Origin of the sequence: Streptomyces sp. LN549, from assembly GCF_043203805.1 — a bacterium.
Taxonomy (GTDB): Bacteria; Actinomycetota; Actinomycetes; order Streptomycetales; family Streptomycetaceae; genus Streptomyces.
Genome location: NZ_JAZHRI010000002.1, coordinates 1,624,979 through 1,647,504 on the forward strand (window position 1 = coordinate 1,624,979; position 22,526 = coordinate 1,647,504).

The following is a 22,526-nucleotide window of genomic DNA, read 5'->3' on the forward strand; positions in this document are numbered from 1 at the left end:
CCCGTTCCGTACGGACCGGGCACCCGTCGCACATCCCATCCCGACCACCGACCGCGACCACGCGGTCACCCATCCCACCAGGAGAACACCATGAAGGCCACCCACGCCCGTCGCGCCGCCGTCGCACTCTCCGCTGCGGTCGTCCTGCCGCTGGCCCTGACGGCCTGCTCCGGCGACTCGAAGGACAGCGCGGCCGGATCCTCCGCGACTTCGGCGAAGGCCTCGGACACGGCCTCGGCGCCCGCCGACGACACGACCCCCATGAACGAGCCCTTCGGCCCGGCCTGTTCGACGGTGCCGAAGGACGGCGCGGGCTCCTTCGACGGCATGGCGAAGGACCCGGTCGCCACGGCCGCCTCGAACAACCCGGCGCTCTCCACGCTCGTCACCGCCGTCAAGAAGGCCGGCCTGGTCGACACGCTGAACAGCGCCCAGAACATCACGGTGTTCGCCCCGACCAACGACGCCTTCGCCAAGGTCCCGAAGGCCGACCTGGACAAGCTGCTCGCCGACAAGGCCGCGCTGACCAAGGTCCTCACCTACCACGTGGTGGGCCAGAAGCTGACCCCGAAGCAGCTGGAGAAGGGCTCCTTCGACACGCTGGAGAAGAGCGAGCTGACGACGTCCGGTTCGGGCGTGACGTACACGGTGAACGACTCCTCGAAGGTCGTCTGCGGCAATGTCCAGACCGCCAACGCGACGGTCTACATCGTCGACACGGTGCTGATGCCCGCCAAGTAGCGGTTCCGCACGGGGACTCCGCAACCGTCCGCCCGGCAACGCACCGGAGGACGTGAGCACTTCGGCCCCGCGCGGACACGGCCGCGTCACGCCCCCGAAACAGCGCGTCCCTAATTTCTGTCGCCCGACAGGAAATCGGCGACAGGGGCTGACATGACCGCCACCGCACCAACGGACGTACGACCGGATCCCGCCGGAACCGGCCAGGGCGACCACGCCTCCCTGGCCGGTTTCGGCTATCGCCAGGAACTGCACCGGTCCATGGGGCGGTACGCCTCGTTCGCGGCCGGCTTCTCCTTCATCTCCGTCCTGACGACCGTCTTCCAGTTCTTCGCGTTCGGCTTCTCCTTCGGCGGGGCCGCCTTCTTCTGGACCTGGCCTGCGGTGCTCGTGGGCCAGCTGCTGGTCGCCGCTTGCTTCGCCGAACTCGCCGCCCGCTACCCGCTGTCCGGGGCCGTCTACCAGTGGTCGACCCGGCTGAGCACTCCCGCGTTCGGCTGGTACGCCGGCTGGATCATGGTGATCGGGCAGATCGTCGTGGTCGCCGCGGCAGCGCTCGCGCTCCAGGTGGTGCTGCCCGCGATCTGGTCCGGATTCCAGCTGATGGGCGGGGACCCTGCGCCCACCACGGCGTCGGGCGCCGCCAACGCGGCTCTGCTGGCCGTGATACTCCTCGCCCTCACCACGACGGTGAACCTGCTCGACAACAAGGTCATGTCGGCGGTCAACCGGATCGGGGTGACGGCGGAGATCATCGGTGCCCTTCTCATCCTGGTCCTCCTCCTCACCCACACCGAACGCACCCCCGGCATCACACTGCACACCGGAGGGCAGGGCGGGGCGCTCGGTTCCCTGCTGGTCGGTTCGTTCACCGCGGCCTACGTCCTGATCGGCTTCGACAGCGCGGGTGAGATGAGCGAGGAGACCCGCTCCCCGCGTCGCACCGCACCACGCACGATCCTGCTCGCACTGGCCTCGGCCGGGGTGCTCGGCGGACTGCTGGTGCTCGCCGGCATCCTGGCCGCGCCCGACCTGACCGACGGGCGGCTGGCCACGGAAGGCCTCTCGTACGTGCTGACCAGCAGCCTCGGCGACGGCGTGGGCCGGCTCCTGCTCGCCGACGTGGCGGTCGCCGTCGCGGTAGCCACGCTCGCCATCCAGACGGCCGGCTCCCGAATGCTGTTCTCGATGGCCCGCGACGGGGTGCTGCCCTGCTCGTCCCGCCTCGCCAAGGTCTCCCCGCGCACCGGAATGCCCGCCGCGCCCGCCCTGCTCGTCGGCGCTGCGGCCGCGGCGCTGGGACTGCTCAACCTGGCCTCCCCGGAGGCGTTCCTGGCGATCGGCACCACGTGCATCGCGATGCTCTACCTGGCGTACGCCATGGTCACGGGCCCGATGCTGCTGCGCAGACTCCGCCGCCTCCCTCTCTCCCCCGCCACCGGACCGCTCCACGACGAGACGGGCCGCCCCCTCTTCTCCCTGGGCCGTTGGGGACTTCCGGTCAACGCCGTGGCCTTCGTGTACGGAGCCTTCATGACCGTCAACCTGGCCTGGCCCCGCGCCGCGGTGTACGACCCGGCGGGCGGGCACTGGTACTTCCAGTGGTTCACGGTGCTGTTTCTCGGCGCCACGGTGCTGCTCGGCGCGGCCTATCGCGCGTACGCGAAGCGGTCGCCCTCCGTACTCTGACCGGATGGACTCCCTGAGCAGGCAAAACCGGGCGGCCGGTGCGGTGGTCGGATCGGCGGTGGGCGACGCGCTGGGCGCACCCTTCGAGTTCGGCCCTGTGGGTGTGTACACGACCCGCTTCCCTGACGGTGCCGGGACGATGTGCGGCGGTGGTGGCTGGGACCCGGGCGAGGCGACGGACGACACGCAGATGGCCGTGCTGGTCGGGGAGTCCCTGCTGGAGCGCGGCGGTCTCGACCTCCCTGACCTGTTCGGCCGGTTCCGGCGGTGGGCGGCCGGCGAGCCGAAGGACATCGGCCTCCAGACCGAGGATGTGCTGACCAGCGGTGATCCGTGGGACACCGCCGCGGCGCTGCACTTCCAGATCAACGGCCGGGCCGCAGGCAACGGTTCACTGATGCGCGCCGCCACCTCAGCCGTGTATTTCGCCGGGCCGGAGCGGCCGGAGGCGGACGCCCGGGCCGCGACCATGGACGCGGCCCGCCGGATCGCCGCACTGACGCACGGCGACCGCGCGGCCTGGGAGGGCACCGCCGTACTGCACGAGCTGATCCGGGTGGCACTGGACGGGGCCGATCCGCTCGCCGCCGTCCCTGACGCACTGGCCGCCGTGCACGCCGATCACCGGGAGCGGTGGGCCACCGTCCTCGCGCCCGGCTGGCATCCGGACCGGGCGACGGAGTTCAACGGCGCGGTGTGGCCCTGCCTGGGCACCGCACTGTGGGCGCTGCGCACGACGCGTTCGTACGAGGAAGCGCTCGCCTCGGCGATCGACGCGGGCGGGGACACCGACACCGTGGCGGCGGTGACGGGGGCTCTGGCCGGAGCGGTGTACGGGCTCGGGGCGATCCCGTCGCGCTGGACCGGGCCGCTGCACGTGCCACTGCCGGGGTACGGCGCCCGGGTGCTGCGTACACCGGAACTGACCCTGCTGGCCGGGCGGCTGGACGGCCGGTGCACCGAAGCGGTTCCTGCGGATATCCAGCTGCCTTGAATCTACACATAAGCAGCATATAAGGGCACAATGGCATTGCGGGCCGCTTGTCGCACACAGCGGTGACCGGGCCCGCAGGACCGAAGGAGACGAACCTCATGCCAAACGTCTCGCACACCGGCCACGACATGGCCGGGCACCCCGACGTCTCCGAAATGCGCGACCGCTACGACCGGATGATGGGTGGCCGCGATGTGGCACTCGTCGACGGACCGGTCTTCCTCGTCGGGCTGTACTGCGCCGTCTCGCCCTGGGTGCTCCACTTCACGACCTCCCAGGCCCCTCTCGTGACACACAACCTGATCATGGGTATCGCCATCGCCGTGCTGGGACTGGGATTCACGGTGATGCCGCAACGGATGTACGGCCTGAGCTGGGCCATGTGCGCCATGGGCGCCTGGATGATCATCTCGCCCTGGGTGGTGGGCAGCAGCCCGGACATGGGCGTCGTGCTCAACAACGTCATCATCGGCGGCCTGACCGTCCTGCTGGGGCTGGTCTGCGCGGGCGCATCCATGAAGATCGGCAGCAGCGGCAACCGCACCTAGGAGCTTCCTCCGCACGACAGAAAGGACCACCGCCACCGACCGGGCCCGCAGGACGCGGACCCGGCCGACCGCGTGACACCGACGTCACTCCCCGGGATCACCCGCGGCGTTCCGGCGCCGCCCCCACAATCCGCAGGGCCGCGTCCGCCGTCGCCGCCGCGAACGTCTCCGTCGCACGCTCGGGCCCCGACAGATGCACGAGGATCACGCCCTCGATGAGCCCGAAGACCAGGTCCGCACGGAGCCGCGCCTCGCCCCCGTCGAGCGCCGCGCCCGCTTCGGTGGCGGCCAGCAGTTCCCCGTACGCGGACCGCAGCGCCGCCCGCACCCGGTGGAAGTCCGCGAACCGTTCGGCCCGCACCTCCGGCAGTACGTACAGCGCCCCCAGGTTGTACGGGCCCCCGCACAGCAGCGCCACGTCCGCCCGGCACAGCTCCCACAGGCGGTCCTCGGCCGGCCGCGCCCCGTCCGCGAGCAGCTTCTCGGCGAGCGCGAGCGACGGGGTGACGGTGGACTCCAGGAGCGCCGCGAGCAGATCCTCCTTGCCCGCCACGTAGTGGTACATCGTCGCCTGGCGCATGCCGGCCCGTTCGGCAACGGCACGGGTGGTGGTCGCCGCGTATCCACGGGTGGTGAACAACTCCGCCGCCGCGGCCAGAAGTTCGTCCCGCGCGGACAGTCCGCTGTCCGGGCGCTGGGTGGCGCGCGGCCGGCCGACCCGGCGCCCGCCGCCGGTACCTGAGGTGCTGGACATGGGCCGATCGTCGCACATCCCCACCCGCCACGATCTTGGTGAGTACTCGGTAACTCCCGCGCAACGAACGGGCAATGGCCACGACTCCCCGGCGTCCTAATTTCTGTCGCGCGACAGAAACAAGCATCGGCACCACGTCGAGCCGGAGGTTGAGCCATGGCGACAGCGACAACACACGGGGCCCGGGACCACGCACGTGCCCAGGGCGGCTCCCGTACCGGGTCCATGCCGGTGGTGCCCGCCACCGACTGGCCGGACGCCGCCCCCGGCACGCCGGTCTGGGCCGAGACGGTCGCGGGCGGCAACTACACGCACCGGGTCCTGGCACGCGGCACCGAACTGCGGCTCACGGACCTCACCGGCGACGCCTGCGCCCATCTGCTGCTGTACGCCGACGGCCGGCCGTGGGAACGGCTCAACACCGCGGACACCGTCAAGGTCCAGTGGAACGCCTATCTGGGCGCCGGCCGGCTGCTCCTGTCCGACCAGGGACGGGTGCTCGCCTCGGTGACCGCCGACTCCTCGGGCCGTCACGACGCGCTGTGCGGCACGTCCACGCTGCGGCGGAACACCGCACGGTACGGCGACGGCACCCCGCAGTCGGCCTCCCCCGCCGGCCGGGAGCTGCTCAAGCTCGCTGCCCTGAAGAACGGTCTGGAGCCGCGCGACCTGCCGCCGTCCCTCTCCTTCTTCCAGGGCGTACGGATCGGGGAGGACGGCACGGCGGAGTTCACCGGCTCGGCGGGTGCGGGCGCCTCGGTGACCCTGCGCGCCGAGCAGGACCTGACCGTACTGCTCGCGAACGTCCCGCATCCGCTGGACCCCCGCCCCGCCTACACCAGCACCCCGCTGGAGGTACTGGCCTGGAGCGCACGGCCGACCGCCCCGGGCGACGCCCTCTGGGACGCCACTCCGGAGGGCCGCCGCGCCTTCCTCAACACACTCGACTTCCTCACCGCCCGGGGGCTCGCATGACCACGACCGCCACGGTCCTCTCCACCACCGTCATCCCCGCCCGCGCGGCCTGGTCCGCGACCGTCCGGGCCGGCGAACACCTCACGCTGACGGATCTGCACGGCAACCAGGCGGTGGACTTCCTGGTGTACGACGCCCACGACACGGCCATCCGCTACAGCGCGCCCGACACGATCCAGGCCCGGGGCGGCATCTTCCTCACCACCGGCAGTGTGCTGATGTCGAACGAGCACACCCCCCTCATGACGGTCACCGCGGACACCTGCGGCCGTCATGACACGGTGGGCGGCGCCTGCTCCAAGGAGTCCAACACCCTGCGCTACGGCCACCACACCTGGTCGCAGCACGCCTGCGTGGACAACTTCCTGACCGAGGGCGCCCGGCACGGGCTCGGCAAACGCGACCTCGTGTCCAACATCAACTGGTACATGAACGTGCCCGTGGAACAGGACGGCACGCTCGGCATCGTCGACGGGATCTCCGCACCCGGGCTGAGCCTCACGCTGCGGGCCGAGACCGACGTCCTCGTGCTGATCTCCAACTGCCCCCAGATCAACAACCCCTGCAACGGTTTCGAGCCGACGGCGGTAGAAGCCACCCTCACCGGGACGAGCCGATGACCTTCGACACACCTGCGGCCTTCGACACGCTGCTGATCGCCAACCGCGGCGAGATCGCCGTCCGGATCATCCGTACGGCCCGCCGCCTCGGACTGCGTACGGTCGCCGTCTTCTCCGACCCCGACCGTTCGGCCCCGCACGTCCGGCTCGCCGACGAGGCGGTACGGCTGGGCCCGGCGCCCGCCAAGGAGTCCTATCTGGACGCCGATCTGGTGCTGCGCGCCGCGAAGGACACCGGGGCCGGGGCCATCCATCCCGGGTACGGATTCCTCTCCGAGGACGCGGAGTTCGCCCGGCGCTGCGAGGACGCCGGGATCGTCTTCGTCGGCCCGACCGCCGCCCAGCTGGAACTCTTCGGCGCCAAGCACACCGCACGCGCCGCGGCCGAGGCCGCGGGCGTGCCGCTCGCCCCCGGGACCGGCCTCCTGCCTGATCTGCCGTCGGCGCTGGCCGCGGCGGAGCGCATCGGCTATCCCGTGATGCTGAAGGCCACGGGTGGCGGAGGCGGAATCGGCATGTCGGCCTGCCGGTCGACCCCGGAGCTCGCCGACGCCTGGGAGCGGGTGCAGCGCGTCGCCGCCGCGTCGTTCTCCTCGGCGGGGGTCTTCCTGGAACGCCTGGTGGAGGACGCCCGCCACGTCGAGGTGCAGGTGTTCGGCGACGGGCACGGCCGGGTGGTGACGTTCGGCGACCGCGACTGTTCCCTCCAGCGCCGCAACCAGAAGGTCCTGGAGGAGGCCCCCGCCCCCGGCCTCCCCGAGCGCATCCGCACCCGGCTGACCGACTCCGCACGGGAGCTGTGCGCCTCGGTCGGCTACCGCTCGGCCGGAACGGTCGAGTTCGTGTACGACGCCGCGCGGGCCGAGGCGTACTTCCTGGAGGTCAACACCCGCCTCCAGGTCGAGCACCCGGTCACCGAGGAGATCCACGGCGTCGACCTCGTCGAGTGGATGCTGCGTCTGGCCCAGGGCGACACCGCGGTCGTACGGCAGCCGGACGCCCCGCACGGCCACGCCGTGGAGGCGCGGGTCTACGCCGAGGACCCCAGCCGCGACCACCGCCCCGGTGCCGGTCTGCTGACCCGGGTCGCGTTCCCCCGGGGCGAGGGCCTGCGGGTGGACAGCTGGATCGAGACGGGCACGGAGGTGACGACGGCGTACGACCCGATGCTGGCCAAGGTCATCGCGTACGGCACCGACCGCGCCGAGGCCCTGGCCCGGCTGGACGCGGCGCTCGCGGCGACCCGCATCGACGGCATCGAGACCAATCTCGGGCTGGTCAGGGCCGCACTGGCCGACGACCGGGTCCGTACCGCGGCGCACTCCACGGCCACGCTCGCCACGATCGACGACCCGACGCCCCGCATCGAGGTCGTCTCCGGCGGCACCCTCACCACCGTTCAGGACTGGCCCGGCCGCACCGGCTACTGGCAGGTCGGCGTACCGCCGTCGGGCCCCATGGACGATCTGTCCTTCCGGCTGGGCAACACGGCTCTCGGGAACGCCCCGGGCGCCCCGGGGCTGGAGTGCACCCTCCAGGGCCCCACCCTCCGCTTCACCCGTCCCACGACCGTGTGCGTCACCGGCGCCCCCGCTCCGGTGACCCTCGACGGCGCACCGGTCCCGCAGTGGGAGCCGCTGACCGTCCCGGCGGGTGCCGCGCTCGCGATCGGCGCACCGGCGGAACACGGGCTGCGTACGTACGTCCTCTTCGCCGGCGGCGGTCTGGACGTGCCGGAGTTCCTGGGCAGCGCGGCCACGTTCACGCTCGGCGGCTTCGGCGGACACGGCGGCCGGGCCCTGCGCACCGGCGACGTCCTGCACGGCGGGGGCCCCGCACCGGCGGCGCTCCCCGTGCCGGTGCCGGAGCGGCCCCGGTTCGCGGCCGGCTGGCACATCGCCGCGGCCGAAGGCCCGCACGCGGCGCCGGAGTTCTTCACCGAGGAGGACATCCACGACTTCTACGCGGCCGACTGGAAGGTCCACTTCAACTCGGCCCGCACCGGCGTCCGCCTCATCGGCCCGAAGCCTCGCTGGGCCCGGACGGACGGCGGCGAGGCGGGACTGCACCCGTCCAACATCCACGACACTCCGTACTCCGTGGGCGCGGTCGACTACACCGGCGACATGCCCGTACTCCTGGGCCCGGACGGCCCCTCCCTCGGCGGTTTCGTCTGCCCGGCGACGGTGGTGACGGCCGAACGCTGGAAGCTGGGCCAGCTGCGGCCCGGCGACACCGTCCGCTTCATGCCGGTGACGGTGACCGGCGAACCGCGCCCGGAGATCACCGACGGCGGCATCCTCTACCGCGACGACGTCCTCACCTACCGCCGCAGCGGCGACGACAACGTCCTGGTCGAGTACGGCCCGATGCAGCTGGACCTGGCCCTGCGCATGCGCGTCCACGCCCTCATGGAGGCGCTGACGGAGGCGGCTGTTCCCGGTATCACCGGTCTGACGCCGGGCATCCGCTCGCTCCAGATCCAGACGGACCCCGCGGTCCTCGCCCAGACCGGACTGCTGGACCTGCTCCACCGCACCGAGGCCGCGCTCCCGCCCACCGACGCCCTGACCGTCCCCTCCCGCACCGTGCATCTCCCGCTGTCCTGGGACGATCCGGCGACCCGCGAGGCCATCACCCGCTACATGGCAGGGGTACGCGACGACGCGCCGTGGTGTCCGTGGAACATCGAGTTCATCCGCCGGGTCAACGGCCTGGACACGGTCGACGACGTCTACCGCACGGTGTTCGACGCCGAGTATCTGGTGATGGGCCTGGGAGACGTGTACCTCGGCGCTCCGGTGGCCACCCCGCTGGACCCGCGGCACCGCCTCGTCACCACCAAGTACAACCCGGCCCGGACCTGGACCGCGGAGAACTCCGTCGGCATCGGCGGCGCCTACCTCTGCATCTACGGCATGGAGGGGCCGGGCGGCTACCAGTTCGTCGGCCGCACCACCCAGGTCTGGTCGGGCTGGCAGCAGCGCGGCGCCTTCGAGCCGGGCTCGCCGTGGCTGCTCCGCTTCTTCGACCGCATCAAGTGGTATCCGGTGGAGGCGGACGAACTCCTGGAGCTGCGCGCGGACATCGTCTCCGGCCGCTTCGTCCCGCGGATCGAGGAGGGCGAGTTCTCACTGGCCCGGTACGAGGAGTTCCTGGCCGGGAACGCCGAGTCGATCGGCGCCTTCCGTGCCCGCCAGGGCACGGCCTTCGCCGCCGAGCGGGACGCGTGGGAGGCCGCGGGCGAGTTCGCCCGGGCCGACGCCGCCGACGCACCGGCGCCGCCCGCCGCCGAGGTGACGGTGCCGCCGGGCGGCCGGCTGGTGGAGGCCGAGTTCGCGGCATCGGTCTGGCAGCTCGATGTGGCCGAGGGTGACATCGTGACGGCAGGTCAGCCGCTGCTGGCACTGGAGGCGATGAAGATGGAGTCCCGGGTGCATGCCCCGGCCGACGGTGTGGTGGAACGGATCCTCACCCGGCCGGGCGCCCAGGTCGAAGCGGGCACGGCACTGGTGACCCTCGCCCCGCCCACCCGTACGAACTGAGGAGCACCCTGATGTCCGACCCCACGCTCACCCGGGTCCGCGCCGCGTACGCCCGTATCGCGGCGGTGGACCGCCCGGAGATCTGGATCGGCCTGCGCCCGCAGGCCGATCTGGAGGAGGAGGCCCACGCCCTCGACACCCGGCTGTCGGCAGGCGAATACCTCCCTCTGGCCGGCCGGCTGCTGGCCGTCAAGGGCAACATCGACGTGGCCGGCCTGCCCACCACGGCGGGCTGCCCCTCCTACGCGTACGAACCCGCCGCGGACGCCCCCGCCGTGGCCCGTCTCCGGGCCGCCGGCGCCCTGGTGATCGGCACGGCCAACCTGGACCAGTTCGCCACGGGTCTGGTCGGCACCCGCTCCCCGTACGGCGCGGTCCGGAGCGCCCCCGCCCCCGAACGCATCAGCGGCGGTTCCAGCTCGGGTTCGGCGGTCGCCGTCGCGCTCGGCATCGCGGACCTCGCACTCGGTACGGACACGGCGGGCTCGGGCCGGGTCCCGGCGGCGTTCAACGGCATCGTGGGGCTCAAGCCGACCCGCGGTCTCGTCCCGACGGACGGCGTGGTGCCCGCCTGCGCGAGCCTGGACTGCGTCACTGTCTTCGCCCGTACGCTCCCCGAGGCGGAAGCGGCGCTCGCCCTGATGACCACGCCCACCGCCCACCCCGTCCCCGCCCGTGTCCCGGGGCCGTGGCGGATCGCGGTGCCGCCCACGGAACAGCTGGGCGAACTGGACCCCGGCTGGGCTGACGCCTACGCAGCCACCGCGGACCGCCTCCGCGCGGCGGGCGCCGTCCTGCGGCCGGTCGACCTGACCCCGTTCACGGAGGCGGCGGCCATGCTCTACGAGGGAGCGTTCGTCGCGGAGCGCTACACCGCGGTGGGCGCGTTCGTCGACACCGGCCCCGCGGACCTGGACCCCACGGTGGCGGGCATCATCACCGCGGCCCGGGACATCCCGGCACACCGCCTGTTCGCGGACCGGGACCGACTGGAGCGGCTCCGTGCCGCGGCCGAGGCCGCGCTCGGTGACGCCGACGCCCTGCTGCTGCCCACGACGCCCGGACACCCCACGCTCGCGGAGGTGGCGGCCGACCCGTTGGGCGCGAACGCCCGCCTCGGCCGGTTCACCAACTCCACCAACCTGTTCGACCTGTGCGCGGTGGCCGCGCCGGCGGGCGAGGTGGCCGGCCTGCCGTTCGGCGTGATGCTGATCGGTCCGGCCCACACGGACGAACGCCTGACCCGGATCGCCACCCTGCTGACCCCGCCGGTCCGCATCGCGGTGGCGGGCGCCCACCTGACCGGTGAGCCGCTCAACCCGCAACTCCTGGCGCTGGGCGCCCGCCTGATCCGCACGACCACGACGGCCCCCGTCTACCGCCTGCACGCCCTGGCGACAACGCCCCCCAAGCCGGGCCTGGTCCGGACGGGCGAGGGAGGCGCGGCCATCGAGACAGAAGTCTGGGAACTCCCCGCCGAGGGCCTGGGCACCCTCACAGCAGCCCTCCCGCACCCCATGGTGCTGGGCCGGGTGGACCTGTCGGACGGCACGACGGCTGCGGGCTTCCTCTGCGAGCCGTACGCGGTGGAGGGGTCAGAGGACATCACGGGTCACGGCGGCTGGCGCGCCTACAGATCCACCCTAGCCAACGACTTCCCCGGCCCCTCCGGTCCTCCCGGCGCCCCCTCCGGCGTTTGAGGAGCGGGGGTCCGGGGGCAGAGCCCCCGGTTACGGGAAGGGGCGGGTGGGGAACAGGACCGCCGCAGGCGCAACCTCATCCGCACCCGGCAACGCACGGCACCCCGCACCCCCGCCTCACCCCACAGAGCTGTAAGCCACCACTCCCCGCAACACCTCATCGACCGCCTTGCGCGCATTCCTCCCCACCGAGCTCCCCTCACGCGGAGCCGCCGCAGCCACCTGCCCCAGAACGTCGATCACCTGCTTGCACCACCGCACGAAGTCCCCCGCCGGCATCTCCGCCTCGCGCAGCACCTCGTCCAGCGTCCGCCCGGACGCCCACATGTACACCGCCCAGGCGAATCCGAGATCGGGTTCACGCTGTCCGACCCCCTCCGCCTGGTTGATCTTGAAGTCCTCCTCCAGGGCGTCCAGACGCCCCCAGATCCGGACCATCTCGCCCATCGCGGTCTTCGCCGGCCCGGACGGCAGCTTCGGCGCCACCGCGTCATCCGACTGCCGCGCCTCGTACACCAACGCCGAGACACATGCGGCGAGTTCGGCAGGGTTGAGGCCCTCCCACACGCCCGCCCGCAGGCACTCGCTCGCCAGCAGGTCCAGCTCGCCGTACAGCCGGGCCAGCCGCCGCCCGTGCTCGGTGACCTCGCTGCCCCGGAGGTAGTCGAGCTCGGTGAGCAGGGCCACGATCCGGTCGAAGGTGCGGGCGATCGTGTTCGTCCGCCCCTCGATGCGGCGCTCCAGCTGCTGGGTGTCCCGCTGCAGCCGGTGGTACCGCTCGGCCCACCGCGCATGGTCCTCGCGCTCGTCGCACCCGTGGCAGGGGTGGGCGCGCAACTCGGCCCGGTAGCGCGCGATCTCGCGGTCGTCGGCGGCGACAGCGCGCTCGCGGCGGTGCCGGTCCGGCACGATGTGCCCGGCCTTGGTCCGCAGCGCGGACGCCAGGTCGCGGCGCGACTGCGGCGAGCGCGGGTTGAACGACTTCGGGACGCGCATCCGCTCCAGCGCCTCGACCGGCACCGGGAAGTCGATCGAGGCCAGCCGCTTCACCTGGCGCTCGGACGTCAGCACCAACGGCCGCGGCCCGTCGTGGTATTCGAGCCCGCGGTGTCCGTGCCCGTTGGTCCGCCCGGCCGGCAGCCCCGGGTCGAGGACGAGTGCCAGACCGGCGAACTTGCCGGTGGGCACGTGGATGACGTCTCCCGGCTTGAGCTTCTCCAGGGACGCGGCCGCCGCGGCCCTCCGCTGCGACGCACCCTGCTTGGCGAGCTCCGTCTCCCGGTCCTTGAGGTCGCGGCGCAGCCGCGCGTACTCCTCGAAGTCACCGAGATGGCAGGTCATTCCCTCCTTGTAGCCCTCCAGTCCCTCCTCGTTCTTCTGGACCTGCCGGGAGATACCGACCACCGAGCGGTCCGCCTGGAACTGGGCGAAGGAGGTCTCCAGCAGCTCGCGAGAGCGGTGCCGCCCGAACTGCTGGACCAGGTTGACGGCCATGTTGTAGGAGGGGCGGAAACTGGAGCGCAGCGGATACGTACGCGTGCCCGCGAGTCCGGCCAGCGCGCCGGGGTCCATGCCACGCTGCCAGAGCACCACCGCGTGACCCTCGACGTCGATTCCGCGCCGGCCGGCCCGGCCGGTCAGCTGGGTGTACTCGCCGGGTGTGATGTCGGCATGCTGCTCGCCGTTCCACTTGACGAGCTTCTCCAGGACCACGGAGCGTGCGGGCATGTTGATGCCGAGCGCGAGGGTCTCCGTCGCGAAGACCGCCTTCACGAGCCCGCGTACGAAGAGCTCCTCGACGACCTCCTTGAAGGTCGGCAGCATCCCGGCGTGGTGCGCGGCAATGCCCCGCTCCAGTCCTTCGAGCCACTCGTAGTAGCCGAGGACGTGCAGGTCCTCGGTGGGGATGGACGCCGTGCGCTGCTCGACGATCTCCCGGACCAGCCGGCGCTTGTCCTCGTCGTTGAGCCGCAGCCCGGCGTGCAGGCACTGCTGCACGGCGGCCTCGCAGCCGGCCCGGCTGAAGATGAACGTGATGGCGGGCAGCAGTCCCTCGGCGTCCAGCCGGTCGATGACCTCGGCGCGCGACGGTGTCCAGATCCGGCTGCGCTGGCGCCGCTCGCGCTCGCGGTCCGCCTCACGCACCATCTTCCCGCGGCGGCGCTCACGCGGGTTGTATCCGCGCTGGTTCTCCATGCGGGCGAGCCGGACCAGGTCGGGGTTGACCTCACGGCGTCCGGACCCGCGGCCGCCGTGGTCGCTCTCCTCCTCGAAGAGGTCGTACATCCGGCGGCCGGCCAGCACATGCTGCCAGAGCGGCACCGGCCGGTGCTCGGAGACGATCACCTGGGTGTCGCCGCGGACGGTGTCCAGCCAGTCGCCGAACTCCTCGGCGTTGGACACGGTCGCGGACAGCGACACCAGGGTGACGGATTCGGGGAGGTGGATGATCACTTCCTCCCACACGGCGCCCCGGAAGCGGTCGGAGAGGTAGTGCACCTCGTCCATCACCACGTAACCGAGGCCGTTCAGCGCCTGGGAGCCCGCATACAGCATGTTTCTCAGCACCTCGGTGGTCATGACGACCACCGGTGCATCGGCGTTGACGCTGTTGTCCCCGGTCAGCAGGCCGACCTTGTCCGCGCCGTAGCGCTTGACCAGGTCGGCGAACTTCTGGTTGGACAGGGCCTTGATCGGCGTGGTGTAGAAGCACTTGCGGCCCTGGGCCAGGGCGAGGTGAACGGCGAACTCGCCGACGATCGTCTTGCCCGAACCGGTCGGGGCCGCGACGAGCACGCCCTTGCCGGCCTCCAGCGCGGTGCAGGCCTCGATCTGATAGGGGTCCAGACCGAACTCGTACATCTCGCGGAACGGCCCGAGTGCGGTCGCCTGCTCGGCGGCTCGGATCCGGGAAGCCTGGTATCGCTCAGCTGGTGAGAGGTCCTCTGTCATCTTGTCCACGAGCCTACCCGCCGCCTGTGACAGTCACTCGATCTTTAATTCCCCGTGGGGGAACGCACCTCCAGCACCCTGACGGCTCCCCGTACACACGTGGCGGTCAACGGCAGCGCGCCGAGCGGCTCACCGTCCGCGTACGCGGTGACACCGACCGCTTCGAGCGCGATGGTGGAGACCCGGTGCACAGTGACGACGGGGTGGCCGAGGTGCGTCCCCTTGTAGACCTTGGGGAACACCTTGAGGAGAGTGGTGCGGCTGCAGTCGCCGACGACCGTCACGTCGAAGAGGCCGTCGTCCATGACGGCATCCGCGCAGATCCGCATGCCGCCGCCGTAGGTGGACCCGTTGCCGACGGCGATGAGGGTCGCCTCGATCTCCCGGAAGGGCCCGCCGTCCAGACTCATGCGGTACTGGATGGGCTTGAAGGCGGCGAGTTCGGCGAGGATCGCCAGGTCGTACTTGAACCGGCCGCCGACCCAGCGCATCCGGTTGCCGCGGTCGTTGACGCGGGAGTCGAAGCCGGAGGCGAGCACGGACCCGAACCAGCGCTCACCGACCCGGCCGAGGTCGATCTCGCGTACGGCACCGCCCTTGAGCGCCTCGGCGGCCAGCCGGCCCGCCGCCGCGGGGTCCCGTATCGGCATGCCGAGAGCGCGGGCGAAGTCGTTGCCCGTACCGACGGCGACGACACCGAGCGGGGTCAGGGTCCCGGCGACCGCCTGGAGGGCGAGGGACATCATCCCGTCGCCGCCGACGGCTATGAGCGCGCCCGTTCCCCCGGCCACGGCCTCTCGCGCCCGGCGCAACGCGTCGTCGGCGTCCTCACCGAGCACAGTACGGACGGAGAATCCGGCGTCCCGCAACGCGGAAGCGGCCGGCTGCGCGGCGTGCGCGCCCCGGCCGCGCCCTGCGGTGGGATTGACGAAAAGGGTGATCTCGCTGGTCACCCGGGGGACCTTACAAGGTCAGGTGATGTCGTCGTAACCGTCTCGCCGGCTCGATCGTCCGCCGTCCAGTTCCCCGTCAGCCTGCGCGGGCAGCGAAGCCGACACGTTCTCCATGTCGCCGATGTCCTCAGGCGTGAGATCCAGCTCCGACGCCTCGTCGTCGTCCAGCTCGGCGTCGGGGTTGCCGCGACGCCTCCGCCGGTCGTTGGCCATGCAGATGCCGAGCGCGATGAAGTAGAGCAGCACGATCGGTGCCGCCAGCGACACCATCGTCAGCGGGTCACCCGTCGGGGTCGCCACCGCTGCGAAGACCGTGATGCCCATGACCATGGCGCGCCACCAGGACGCGAGCCGCTTGGCCGTGAGCACTCCGGTGAAGTTCAGCAGGACGAGCAGGAGCGGCAGCTCGAAGGCGAGACCGAACACGATCACCATGCGCGTGACGATGTCGAGATAGTCGTCGACGGGCAGCAGGTTCGTCGTGTTGTCCGGTGTGAAGTCGAGCAGAACCGCCGCGGTCTGCGGCATCAGGATGTACGCGAGCGCAGCTCCCACGCAGAACAGCGGCACCCCGGCGCCGACGAAGCACAGCGCGTACTTCTTCTCGTTCTTGTGGAGGCCCGGGGCCAGGAACGCCCAGAGCTGGTAGAGCCAGACGGGAGTGGAGAACACCACGCCCGCCATGAGGGAGACCTTGAGGGCGATGGAGAACGGAGCGACCAGTCCGTTCACCGTCATCTCGGCGCAGGGGTGGCCGTTCGCCTGCTTCTTCTGGCCGTTGGTGCAGCCGACCGACTCCAGGATCGGGCGGATCAGGAAGTCGATCAGATCCTGGTAGAAGAAGGCAGTGACCGACGTGATCACGATGACCGCCACGACCGCGATCAGCAGTCGGTTACGCAACTCACGCAGGTGATCAGCGAGAGGCATCCGCCCCTCGCCGTCCTTCTCCTGCTTGCGGGCAGACTTGAGCAACCCACTTCCCTCGTCTCGTGCGGCAGCTGTCGGGGAGACCCGTCAGCGATCAGCTCTGGGTGGTGGGCTTCGCTTCGTTCACCGGGCGGGAGCTCGTCACATCGCCGGGAGCGGCCTGGATCGTGCGCGCGGCGGCGGGCTGCTGAGCACCCTGGTCGGCGACCGTGTCCGTCGTGGCCACCGGCTCGTCGTCCTTCTTCATCGCCTTGGCCTCGCTCTTGAGGATGCGGGCCGACTTGCCGAGCGAACGCGCCATGTCGGGAAGCTTCTTGGCGCCGAACAACAGCAGGATGACAGCGATGATCAGAACGATCTCGAGAGGCTTCAGATTGCCCATGATGTGCTTCCTTCTCGCTGAGGCGGCTGGAGGTGGGCTCGCTGCCCTTTGGGTCGGACACACGTCCGACCATTTCGCTGGGAGCGATCGTAACCCGCGGGAGTAAACGCGAGGCAATGCCTATGCATACTTTCAACAGCGGCCCGCACCCCCTGCCAGGGCCGTCACCAGCAGCGTACCCCCCGCAACTGCGAAAGAGGAGGCCGCGCCCACCCGGATCGAACAGGCCGGTCAGCGCAGGGTTTCGCCCGTGGACGCGAGATTCGTGGCAGCGCGCTCCAGGTCCTCGGCGGCCCGGTTGATGCGCTCAGTGGTGCTTGTCACCTGGTGACCGAGGCGCTGGGCCTCGATGAAGACCTTGACGGCCAGCACGCCGAGGACGGCGATGCCGAGGAATCCCAGGGCGATGGCGAGCATGGGCCAGAACATGCGCAGAGCCTCGATGTGTCTAGTGTCCGAAGGTCCGGAGTGGTGTCTCAGACACCGGTGTGCAGGCGCAGTGTCCGCACACCGCCGCTGGTGAGCAGTTCCACTATTCGCTCCCCCGCGGGCCTGCGCACCGATGCGCCGCAGGCGGGGCAGGTGAAGGAGTAGAACGTGGTCCGGCTGCTCGCACCGATCGCGAGACGGAACTCCGCCGCCGCGAGTTCGAACCGCGCGCGGCACTCCGGGCAGGCGGCCTTGAACCGTACGGATTCGGGAACGACCACGGTCGGCACACCGGACACCACAGACATATTGCCCATATCTCCTCAGGTATCCCCTCAGGCCAGACCGTCGTACGCCGCGAGAGCCGCCCGGGCCGCGGTCCGGGCGCTCCGCGCCAGCTCCGGAGGCGAGACGATGCGCCCCTCCCCGCCGAGCCGCAGCGCGAGCCTGCGCAGCGATGCGGGGTCGGGGGTGCGCAGGGTGATCCGCAGGCCGCCGTCGGGCAGTTCCTCCGCGCTGTCGTGCGGGTAGTACTCGGCGACCCAGCGTCCGCCGGGGCCGACCTCGACCACGACCTCCGGATCCTCGGCGGCCGGCTGGACCAGACCCTCCGACAGGTCCCGGAGCTCCAGCTCCGGCGGCGCGGCCGGCTCGTCCAGCAGCCGGATCTCGGCAACCCGGTCGAGGCGGAACGTACGCCGGTCCTCGGAGGACCGGCACCAGGCCTCCATGTAGGTGTGACCGACGGCGAACAGCCGGATCGGGTCCACCTCGCGCTCGGTCAGCTCGTCGCGCGCAGGCGAGTAGTAACGCAGCCAGAGCCGGCGGCGTTCGGAGATCGCCCGGTCCACGTCGGCGAAGACGCCGCCCTCGGACTCGAAGGTGACCGAGAGCCGGGAGCTCGCGGCCCCGACCTCACCGGCTGCGGCCTCCAGCTTGGCGGTGGCCCGCAGCAGCGCCTGCCGGTCGCTCTCGCGCAGTCCGGGCAGCGTCGCGACGGCGCGGGCGGCGACCAGCAGCGCCGTCGCCTCGTCGGCCGCGAGCCGCAGGGGCTCGGCGACGTCGTCCGGATTGTGCCACCAGATGCGGTCGCCGTCCGTGTCGATGTCCAGCAGATCGCCGCCGCGGAAGCTCGTCCCGCACATGGGCAGGACGTCGAGGTCCGAGATCAGCTCGTCCTCGGTGATTCCGAACGCCCGGGCGACGTCCTGGACATGGGCGCCGGGGCGCTCGCGCAGATACGTCACCAGAGAGAGCATCCGGCGGGTCTGGTCGATGGCGTTCGTGGCCATGAATACGGTCCCCTCAGTCCTTGGCCACGGCGCGCAGCCGGTCCACCACGTCGGCCCGCAGATCCGCAGGTTCGGTCACGACGACGTCCGGACCGAACTCGACGAGCCAGGCGTCCAGACCGTGTCCGTACGGAATCTCCAACTCCTCCCACCCGTTCCCGAGTTCCCGGACCGATATCGCCCGGGCCCGCAGCGGGTAGCCGGAATCGGCCCGCAGCCTGATCAGCGCGGTGCGCGTCGCCGTCTCGCCCGCCCAGCTCTCGACGGTCTCGCGGACGGTGACCACGTCGGGCACCTCGGCGGTGAAGGCCCCGGCCCGGGAACGGACCTTGCCCGCGATCCGGGAGAGCCGGAACACCCGCTCCGCACCCCGCCCTCGGTCCCAGCCGGCCAGGTACCAGTGTCCGCGCCAGCATTCCAGCGTCCACGGCTCGACCTGGCGCTGCTCAGGGCGTGCCGCGTTGGCCTTGCGGTAGTCGAAGGTCACCGGCCGGCGGTCGCGGCAGGCCAGCATCAGCGGCTCGAACGCGGCCTCGTGGACGGGGATACGGGGTTCGAGGGCGCTGTGCACCTCGTACGCGTCCTCCGCCTCCGGCATGCCCGCGGCCCGCAGCTTCTGCAGGGCTCCGCTGGCGGCACCGGCCAGCCGGGCCTGCTGCCAGACCTTGGCGGCCAGCCCGAGGGCCGCGGCCTCCTCGGCGTCCAGCGTGATCGGGGGCAGCCGGTTACTGTCGCGGCGGGCGAGGTAGCCGGTGTCGCCGTCCAGGTTCTCCACGGTCTCGATGACCAGACCGAGCTCGCGCAGATCGTCCTTGTCGCGCTCGAACATCCGGTTGAAGGCGTCGTCGGAACCCGCTTCGAGATAGGCCTCGATGGAACCGCGCAGTTCGCGCTTGCTGAGCGGGCGCCGGGTCCCCAGCAGACACAGTGCCAGGTTCATCAGCCGCTCGGCCTTGGCAATCGCCATCGACGCCCTCTCTGTTTGCTCTACGACCCTCGACCGTACCGCTCCGGAGCGTCCGGACAAAAGCTAGTGCCGCGGCGGGCAACGTTTGCCCGCGACGGGGCAAACGTTGCCCGCCGCGGCACTAGGGCCCGCGCCTTGCGGCACGGGCCCTCGGAGCGCAGGGGCGCGAGATCAGACGGCGACCAGGTCGCAGACGAAGATCAGCGTCTCGCCCGGGGCGATCGCGCCGCCGCCGGCGCCGCGGTCACCGTACGCGAGGTGCGCGGGGATGGTCAGCTGGCGACGGCCACCGACCTTCATGCCCTGCACGCCCTGGTCCCAGCCCTTGATGACCTGACCGGCACCGAGCTGGAACTGGAGCGGGGTGCCGCGGTTCCAGGAGGCGTCGAACTCCTCGCCGGTGGAGAACGCCACGCCCACGTAGTGGACGGAGACGGTCTGGCCGGCCTTGGCCTCGGCGCCCTCGCCTTCCCAGATCTCCTTGATCTCCAGGTCGGCCGGCGGCTCGCCACCCGGGAAGTCGATCTCGGGCTTCTCGATGCTCACTGACTTGCTCCTCTAAATGATGAACTGGGCAACCGGGACAGTCTTACATCTTTGCCAGGATGTCCACGGCGAAGACGAGCGTCGAGTTCGCGGGCACGGACTGCTGTGCCTTGTCACCGAGACCCTGGTCCGGCGGGATGACGAGCAGCACACGGCTGCCGATCTTCTTGCCGATCAGGCCGTTCTTGAGCCCCTTGAGGGTGACCTGGGCGAGCGGGAAGGAGGCGGTCTTGCCCGTGGCGTAGGTGTTGTCGAACTCCTTGCCGTCCTTCCACAGCTTGGCCACGTAGTTCACGACGACCGTGTCGGTCTCCTTGACGACCTCGCCCTTGGACTCCAGGACGTAGTTGGAGACCAGCTTCTTGGGCGGGGCGACCTTGCTGGGGATCGTGAGGGTCGGCGCCTTGCCGTCGGTGTTCGTGCCCACCTTCGGCAGGTCGACGTTGTCCTGGGCGACCGCGGTGCCCTTGGCGGATGCCGGGATCTGCTTCGCCTTCAGGATGTCGACGACGAAGACGAGGGTGGCATTCGGCTTGATGTCGCCCTGGCCCTGCGCACCGTAACCGAGGTCCGGCGGGATGACGAGCTCGACCCTGCTGCCGACCTTCTGACCGACCAGGCCCTTGTCCCAGCCCTGGATGACCATGCCGGCACCGAGCGTGAGATCGAACGGCTGCTTGCGGTCGAAGCTGTTGTCGAACGGCTTGTCGGAGTCCCAGGCCTGCCCCAGGTAGTTGACCTGGATCGCGTCGCCGTTCTTGAGCGTGGCGCCGTCACCCTCACTGATGACCTTGGTCTTCAGCTCTTTGGGCGGCGTTCCCGTGCCCTTGGCCAGAGTGGGCTTCTCGCCGAACTTCGCGCCCGCGGTGATGGCGGGGAACCCGCCCTTCGCGGGGGCGGACGCGGAGGCGGAAGCGGAGTCGGAGCCCTTGTCGTCGCTGCCGCAGGCCGCTGACACCAGCAGCAGGGGGACGACGAGAAGGCCGGCAATTCGGCGCACTGGTTCCTCAGATCTCAGACGGCACATTTGTTGGGACGCAAGCCCCAGGGGGTCCCCGACACTCTAGGGCGTGCGCAGGGCCCCGTACGAGGAACGTACGGGGCCCGAGTCGCACGAGAGCCGAGGCGCGTCCTGCGCCGGCTCACATACCCGCGATCAGCTTCTCCACTCGGTCGTCGACGGACCGGAACGGGTCCTTGCACAGCACCGTGCGCTGCGCCTGGTCGTTGAGCTTGAGATGGACCCAGTCGACGGTGAAGTCCCGCCGCTGCTCCTGGGCCCGCCTGATGAAGTCGCCCCGCAGCCGCGCCCTGGTCGTCTGCGGAGGCACCGACTTGCCCTCGAAGATCTTCAGGTCGTTGCAGATACGGGCGGCCTGGCCCTTGCGTTCCAGCAGGTAGTACAGGCCCCGGCGGCGGTGGATGTCGTGGTAGGCGAGGTCTATCTGGGCGACCCGCGGATTCGACATGGTCATGTTGTGCTTGGCCCGGTACCGCTCGATGAGCTTGTACTTCATGACCCAGTCGATCTCGGTGCCGATCCGGTCGAGGTCCTCGGCCTCGATCGCGTCGAGCGTACGGCCCCACAGTTCGAGGACCTTCTCGACGTTGCCCGTGCGGATGCCACGGCGGTCCACGAAGTCCACGGCCTTCTCGTAGTACTCGCGCTGCACCTCTATGGCGGACGCCTCGCGGCCGCTGGCGAGGCGGACCTTGCGCTGCCCCGTGATGTCGTGGCTGACCTCACGGATCGCCCGGATCGGGTTCTCCAGGGTCAGATCCCGCATCACCGTGCCCGCCTCGATCATGCGGAGCACCAGGTCGGTCGCGCCGACCTTGAGGAGCATGGTCGTCTCGGACATGTTGGAGTCACCGACGATGACGTGGAGACGGCGGTAGCGCTCCGCGTCCGCGTGCGGTTCGTCGCGGGTGTTGATGATCGGACGGGAGCGCGTCGTCGCGGAGCTGACGCCCTCCCAGATGTGCTCGGCACGCTGGCTGACGCAGTAGACGGCGCCCCGGGGGGTCTGCAGCACCTTGCCGGCGCCGCAGATCAGCTGCCTCGTGACGAGGAAGGGAATGAGGATGTCCGCGAGCCGGGAGAATTCTCCGTGCCGGGCCACGAGGTAGTTCTCATGGCATCCGTAGGAGTTTCCCGCCGAGTCGGTGTTGTTCTTGAAGAGATAGACGTCGCCTGCGATTCCCTCCTCGTGCAGGCGGCGTTCGGCGTCGACAAGCAGGCCTTCGAGAATGCGCTCGCCGGCCTTGTCGTGGGTGACCAGCTCGGTCAGGTTGTCGCATTCGGGGGTTGCATATTCCGGATGCGATCCCACGTCGAGGTAGAGGCGGGCGCCGTTCCGCAGAAAGACATTGCTGCTGCGGCCCCATGACACAACACGGCGGAAGAGGTAGCGCGCCACTTCATCAGGAGACAGTCGGCGCTGTCCCCTGAACGTGCACGTGACGCCGTACTCGTTCTCCAGCCCGAAAATGCGGCGGTCCATGACTG

Annotated in this window: 20 protein-coding genes; 8 read left to right on the forward strand and 12 right to left on the reverse strand. The window is 70.7% G+C overall.

The genetic code is table 11. The annotated features are described in order from the left end of the window. The first annotated feature begins 90 nt into the window (after nucleotides 1-90). From SH922_RS07180 to SH922_RS07195, 4 genes are all read left to right on the forward strand, one after another. A complete protein-coding gene (locus tag SH922_RS07180) occupies nucleotides 91-741 on the forward strand; it encodes a fasciclin domain-containing protein (RefSeq protein ID WP_393056085.1) in 651 nt (216 codons plus the stop codon). A 153-nt stretch (nucleotides 742-894) separates the two neighbouring features. Further along, nucleotides 895-2,430 carry an amino acid permease gene (locus SH922_RS07185; protein ID WP_393056087.1) on the forward strand — a complete coding sequence of 512 codons (1,536 nt, stop codon included), beginning with the start codon at nucleotides 895-897 and terminating at the stop codon, nucleotides 2,428-2,430. A 4-nt stretch (nucleotides 2,431-2,434) separates the two neighbouring features. After that, nucleotides 2,435-3,424, forward strand: coding sequence for an ADP-ribosylglycohydrolase family protein (locus SH922_RS07190; RefSeq protein ID WP_393056089.1), 990 nt, complete (start codon nucleotides 2,435-2,437; stop codon nucleotides 3,422-3,424). Between the two features lie 98 nt (nucleotides 3,425-3,522). Beyond that, nucleotides 3,523-3,972 carry an SPW repeat protein gene (locus tag SH922_RS07195; protein ID WP_393056091.1) on the forward strand — a complete coding sequence of 150 codons (450 nt, stop codon included), beginning with the start codon at nucleotides 3,523-3,525 and terminating at the stop codon, nucleotides 3,970-3,972. 97 nt (nucleotides 3,973-4,069) lie between these two features. On the opposite strand, the gene SH922_RS07200 is transcribed toward SH922_RS07195, so the two are convergent. Next, nucleotides 4,070-4,726: a TetR/AcrR family transcriptional regulator gene (locus SH922_RS07200; RefSeq protein ID WP_393056093.1), complete on the reverse strand. Its 657-nt coding sequence runs from the start codon at nucleotides 4,724-4,726 to the stop codon at nucleotides 4,070-4,072. Between the two features lie 156 nt (nucleotides 4,727-4,882). Here SH922_RS07200 and SH922_RS07205 point away from each other — a divergent pair, with 156 nt between their 5' ends. Genes SH922_RS07205 through atzF form a run of 4 tightly spaced genes read left to right on the forward strand, consistent with a single transcriptional unit; the run spans nucleotide 4,883 to nucleotide 11,566 of the window. After that, nucleotides 4,883-5,701, forward strand: coding sequence for an urea amidolyase associated protein UAAP1 (locus tag SH922_RS07205; protein WP_393056095.1), 819 nt, complete (start codon nucleotides 4,883-4,885; stop codon nucleotides 5,699-5,701). Further along, the gene (locus SH922_RS07210) at nucleotides 5,698-6,321 is read left to right on the forward strand and encodes an urea amidolyase associated protein UAAP2 (RefSeq protein WP_393056097.1); all 624 of its coding nucleotides are present in this window, start codon (nucleotides 5,698-5,700) and stop codon (nucleotides 6,319-6,321) included. The genes SH922_RS07205 and SH922_RS07210 overlap by 4 nt, the downstream gene beginning before the upstream one ends. Then, nucleotides 6,318-9,866 (forward strand): 5-oxoprolinase/urea amidolyase family protein, encoded by a 3,549-nt coding sequence (locus SH922_RS07215; protein WP_393056099.1) that lies wholly within the window; start codon nucleotides 6,318-6,320, stop codon nucleotides 9,864-9,866. Before SH922_RS07210 ends, SH922_RS07215 begins: the two co-directional genes overlap by 4 nt. Nucleotides 9,867-9,877: 11 nt before the next feature. Then, the gene (atzF, locus tag SH922_RS07220) at nucleotides 9,878-11,566 is read left to right on the forward strand and encodes an allophanate hydrolase (protein ID WP_393056101.1); all 1,689 of its coding nucleotides are present in this window, start codon (nucleotides 9,878-9,880) and stop codon (nucleotides 11,564-11,566) included. Between the two features lie 117 nt (nucleotides 11,567-11,683). On the opposite strand, the gene SH922_RS07225 is transcribed toward atzF, so the two are convergent. The 11 genes from SH922_RS07225 to pafA all read right to left on the reverse strand — a co-directional run bounded on the left by SH922_RS07225 (nucleotide 11,684) and on the right by pafA (nucleotide 22,521). After that, nucleotides 11,684-14,518, reverse strand: a complete 2,835-nt coding sequence (locus tag SH922_RS07225; protein WP_393056103.1) for a DEAD/DEAH box helicase — start codon at nucleotides 14,516-14,518, stop codon at nucleotides 11,684-11,686. A gap of 44 nt (nucleotides 14,519-14,562) precedes the next feature. Further along, entirely contained in the window at nucleotides 14,563-15,471 is a 909-nt protein-coding gene (locus SH922_RS07230) for a diacylglycerol kinase (protein WP_393056105.1), read from the reverse strand. Nucleotides 15,472-15,489: 18 nt separating this feature from the next. Beyond that, complete coding sequence (tatC, locus tag SH922_RS07235; protein WP_393056107.1) at nucleotides 15,490-16,446, reverse strand: twin-arginine translocase subunit TatC; 957 nt, start codon at nucleotides 16,444-16,446, stop codon at nucleotides 15,490-15,492. A 49-nt stretch (nucleotides 16,447-16,495) separates the two neighbouring features. After that, the gene (gene tatA / locus SH922_RS07240) at nucleotides 16,496-16,786 is read right to left on the reverse strand and encodes a Sec-independent protein translocase subunit TatA (RefSeq protein ID WP_359143882.1); all 291 of its coding nucleotides are present in this window, start codon (nucleotides 16,784-16,786) and stop codon (nucleotides 16,496-16,498) included. Between the two features lie 228 nt (nucleotides 16,787-17,014). After that, a complete protein-coding gene (locus SH922_RS07245; protein WP_393056109.1) occupies nucleotides 17,015-17,212 on the reverse strand; it encodes a hypothetical protein in 198 nt (65 codons plus the stop codon). Between the two features lie 47 nt (nucleotides 17,213-17,259). Then, nucleotides 17,260-17,529, reverse strand: coding sequence for a hypothetical protein (locus SH922_RS07250; protein WP_393056111.1), 270 nt, complete (start codon nucleotides 17,527-17,529; stop codon nucleotides 17,260-17,262). 18 nt (nucleotides 17,530-17,547) lie between these two features. Next, entirely contained in the window at nucleotides 17,548-18,504 is a 957-nt protein-coding gene (locus SH922_RS07255) for a WYL domain-containing protein (RefSeq protein WP_326664073.1), read from the reverse strand. Between the two features lie 13 nt (nucleotides 18,505-18,517). Beyond that, nucleotides 18,518-19,471, reverse strand: a complete 954-nt coding sequence (locus SH922_RS07260) for a helix-turn-helix transcriptional regulator (RefSeq protein WP_393056113.1) — start codon at nucleotides 19,469-19,471, stop codon at nucleotides 18,518-18,520. 171 nt (nucleotides 19,472-19,642) lie between these two features. Continuing rightward, entirely contained in the window at nucleotides 19,643-20,017 is a 375-nt protein-coding gene (locus tag SH922_RS07265) for an FKBP-type peptidyl-prolyl cis-trans isomerase (protein ID WP_393056115.1), read from the reverse strand. A 43-nt stretch (nucleotides 20,018-20,060) separates the two neighbouring features. Beyond that, nucleotides 20,061-21,017 carry an FKBP-type peptidyl-prolyl cis-trans isomerase gene (locus SH922_RS07270; RefSeq protein WP_393056117.1) on the reverse strand — a complete coding sequence of 319 codons (957 nt, stop codon included), beginning with the start codon at nucleotides 21,015-21,017 and terminating at the stop codon, nucleotides 20,061-20,063. A 142-nt stretch (nucleotides 21,018-21,159) separates the two neighbouring features. Further along, nucleotides 21,160-22,521: a Pup--protein ligase gene (gene pafA / locus SH922_RS07275; RefSeq protein ID WP_123468669.1), complete on the reverse strand. Its 1,362-nt coding sequence runs from the start codon at nucleotides 22,519-22,521 to the stop codon at nucleotides 21,160-21,162. Between the last annotated feature and the right edge of the window lie 5 nt (nucleotides 22,522-22,526).

Bases quoted from the DNA above. Each gene is read 5' to 3' on its own strand.
- SH922_RS07180 (WP_393056085.1), top strand. From the start codon at position 91: ATGAAGGCCACCCACGCCCGTCGCGCCGCCGTCGCACTCTCCGCTGCG.
- SH922_RS07185 (WP_393056087.1), top strand. From the start codon at position 895: ATGACCGCCACCGCACCAACGGACGTACGACCGGATCCCGCCGGAACC.
- SH922_RS07190 (WP_393056089.1), top strand. From the start codon at position 2,435: ATGGACTCCCTGAGCAGGCAAAACCGGGCGGCCGGTGCGGTGGTCGGA.
- SH922_RS07195 (WP_393056091.1), top strand. From the start codon at position 3,523: ATGCCAAACGTCTCGCACACCGGCCACGACATGGCCGGGCACCCCGAC.
- SH922_RS07200 (WP_393056093.1), bottom strand. From the start codon at position 4,726: ATGTCCAGCACCTCAGGTACCGGCGGCGGGCGCCGGGTCGGCCGGCCG.
- SH922_RS07205 (WP_393056095.1), top strand. From the start codon at position 4,883: ATGGCGACAGCGACAACACACGGGGCCCGGGACCACGCACGTGCCCAG.
- SH922_RS07210 (WP_393056097.1), top strand. From the start codon at position 5,698: ATGACCACGACCGCCACGGTCCTCTCCACCACCGTCATCCCCGCCCGC.
- SH922_RS07215 (WP_393056099.1), top strand. From the start codon at position 6,318: ATGACCTTCGACACACCTGCGGCCTTCGACACGCTGCTGATCGCCAAC.
- atzF (WP_393056101.1), top strand. From the start codon at position 9,878: ATGTCCGACCCCACGCTCACCCGGGTCCGCGCCGCGTACGCCCGTATC.
- SH922_RS07225 (WP_393056103.1), bottom strand. From the start codon at position 14,518: ATGACAGAGGACCTCTCACCAGCTGAGCGATACCAGGCTTCCCGGATC.
- SH922_RS07245 (WP_393056109.1), bottom strand. From the start codon at position 17,212: ATGTTCTGGCCCATGCTCGCCATCGCCCTGGGATTCCTCGGCATCGCC.
- SH922_RS07250 (WP_393056111.1), bottom strand. From the start codon at position 17,529: ATGGGCAATATGTCTGTGGTGTCCGGTGTGCCGACCGTGGTCGTTCCC.
- SH922_RS07255 (WP_326664073.1), bottom strand. From the start codon at position 18,504: ATGGCCACGAACGCCATCGACCAGACCCGCCGGATGCTCTCTCTGGTG.
- SH922_RS07260 (WP_393056113.1), bottom strand. From the start codon at position 19,471: ATGGCGATTGCCAAGGCCGAGCGGCTGATGAACCTGGCACTGTGTCTG.
- pafA (WP_123468669.1), bottom strand. From the start codon at position 22,521: ATGGACCGCCGCATTTTCGGGCTGGAGAACGAGTACGGCGTCACGTGC.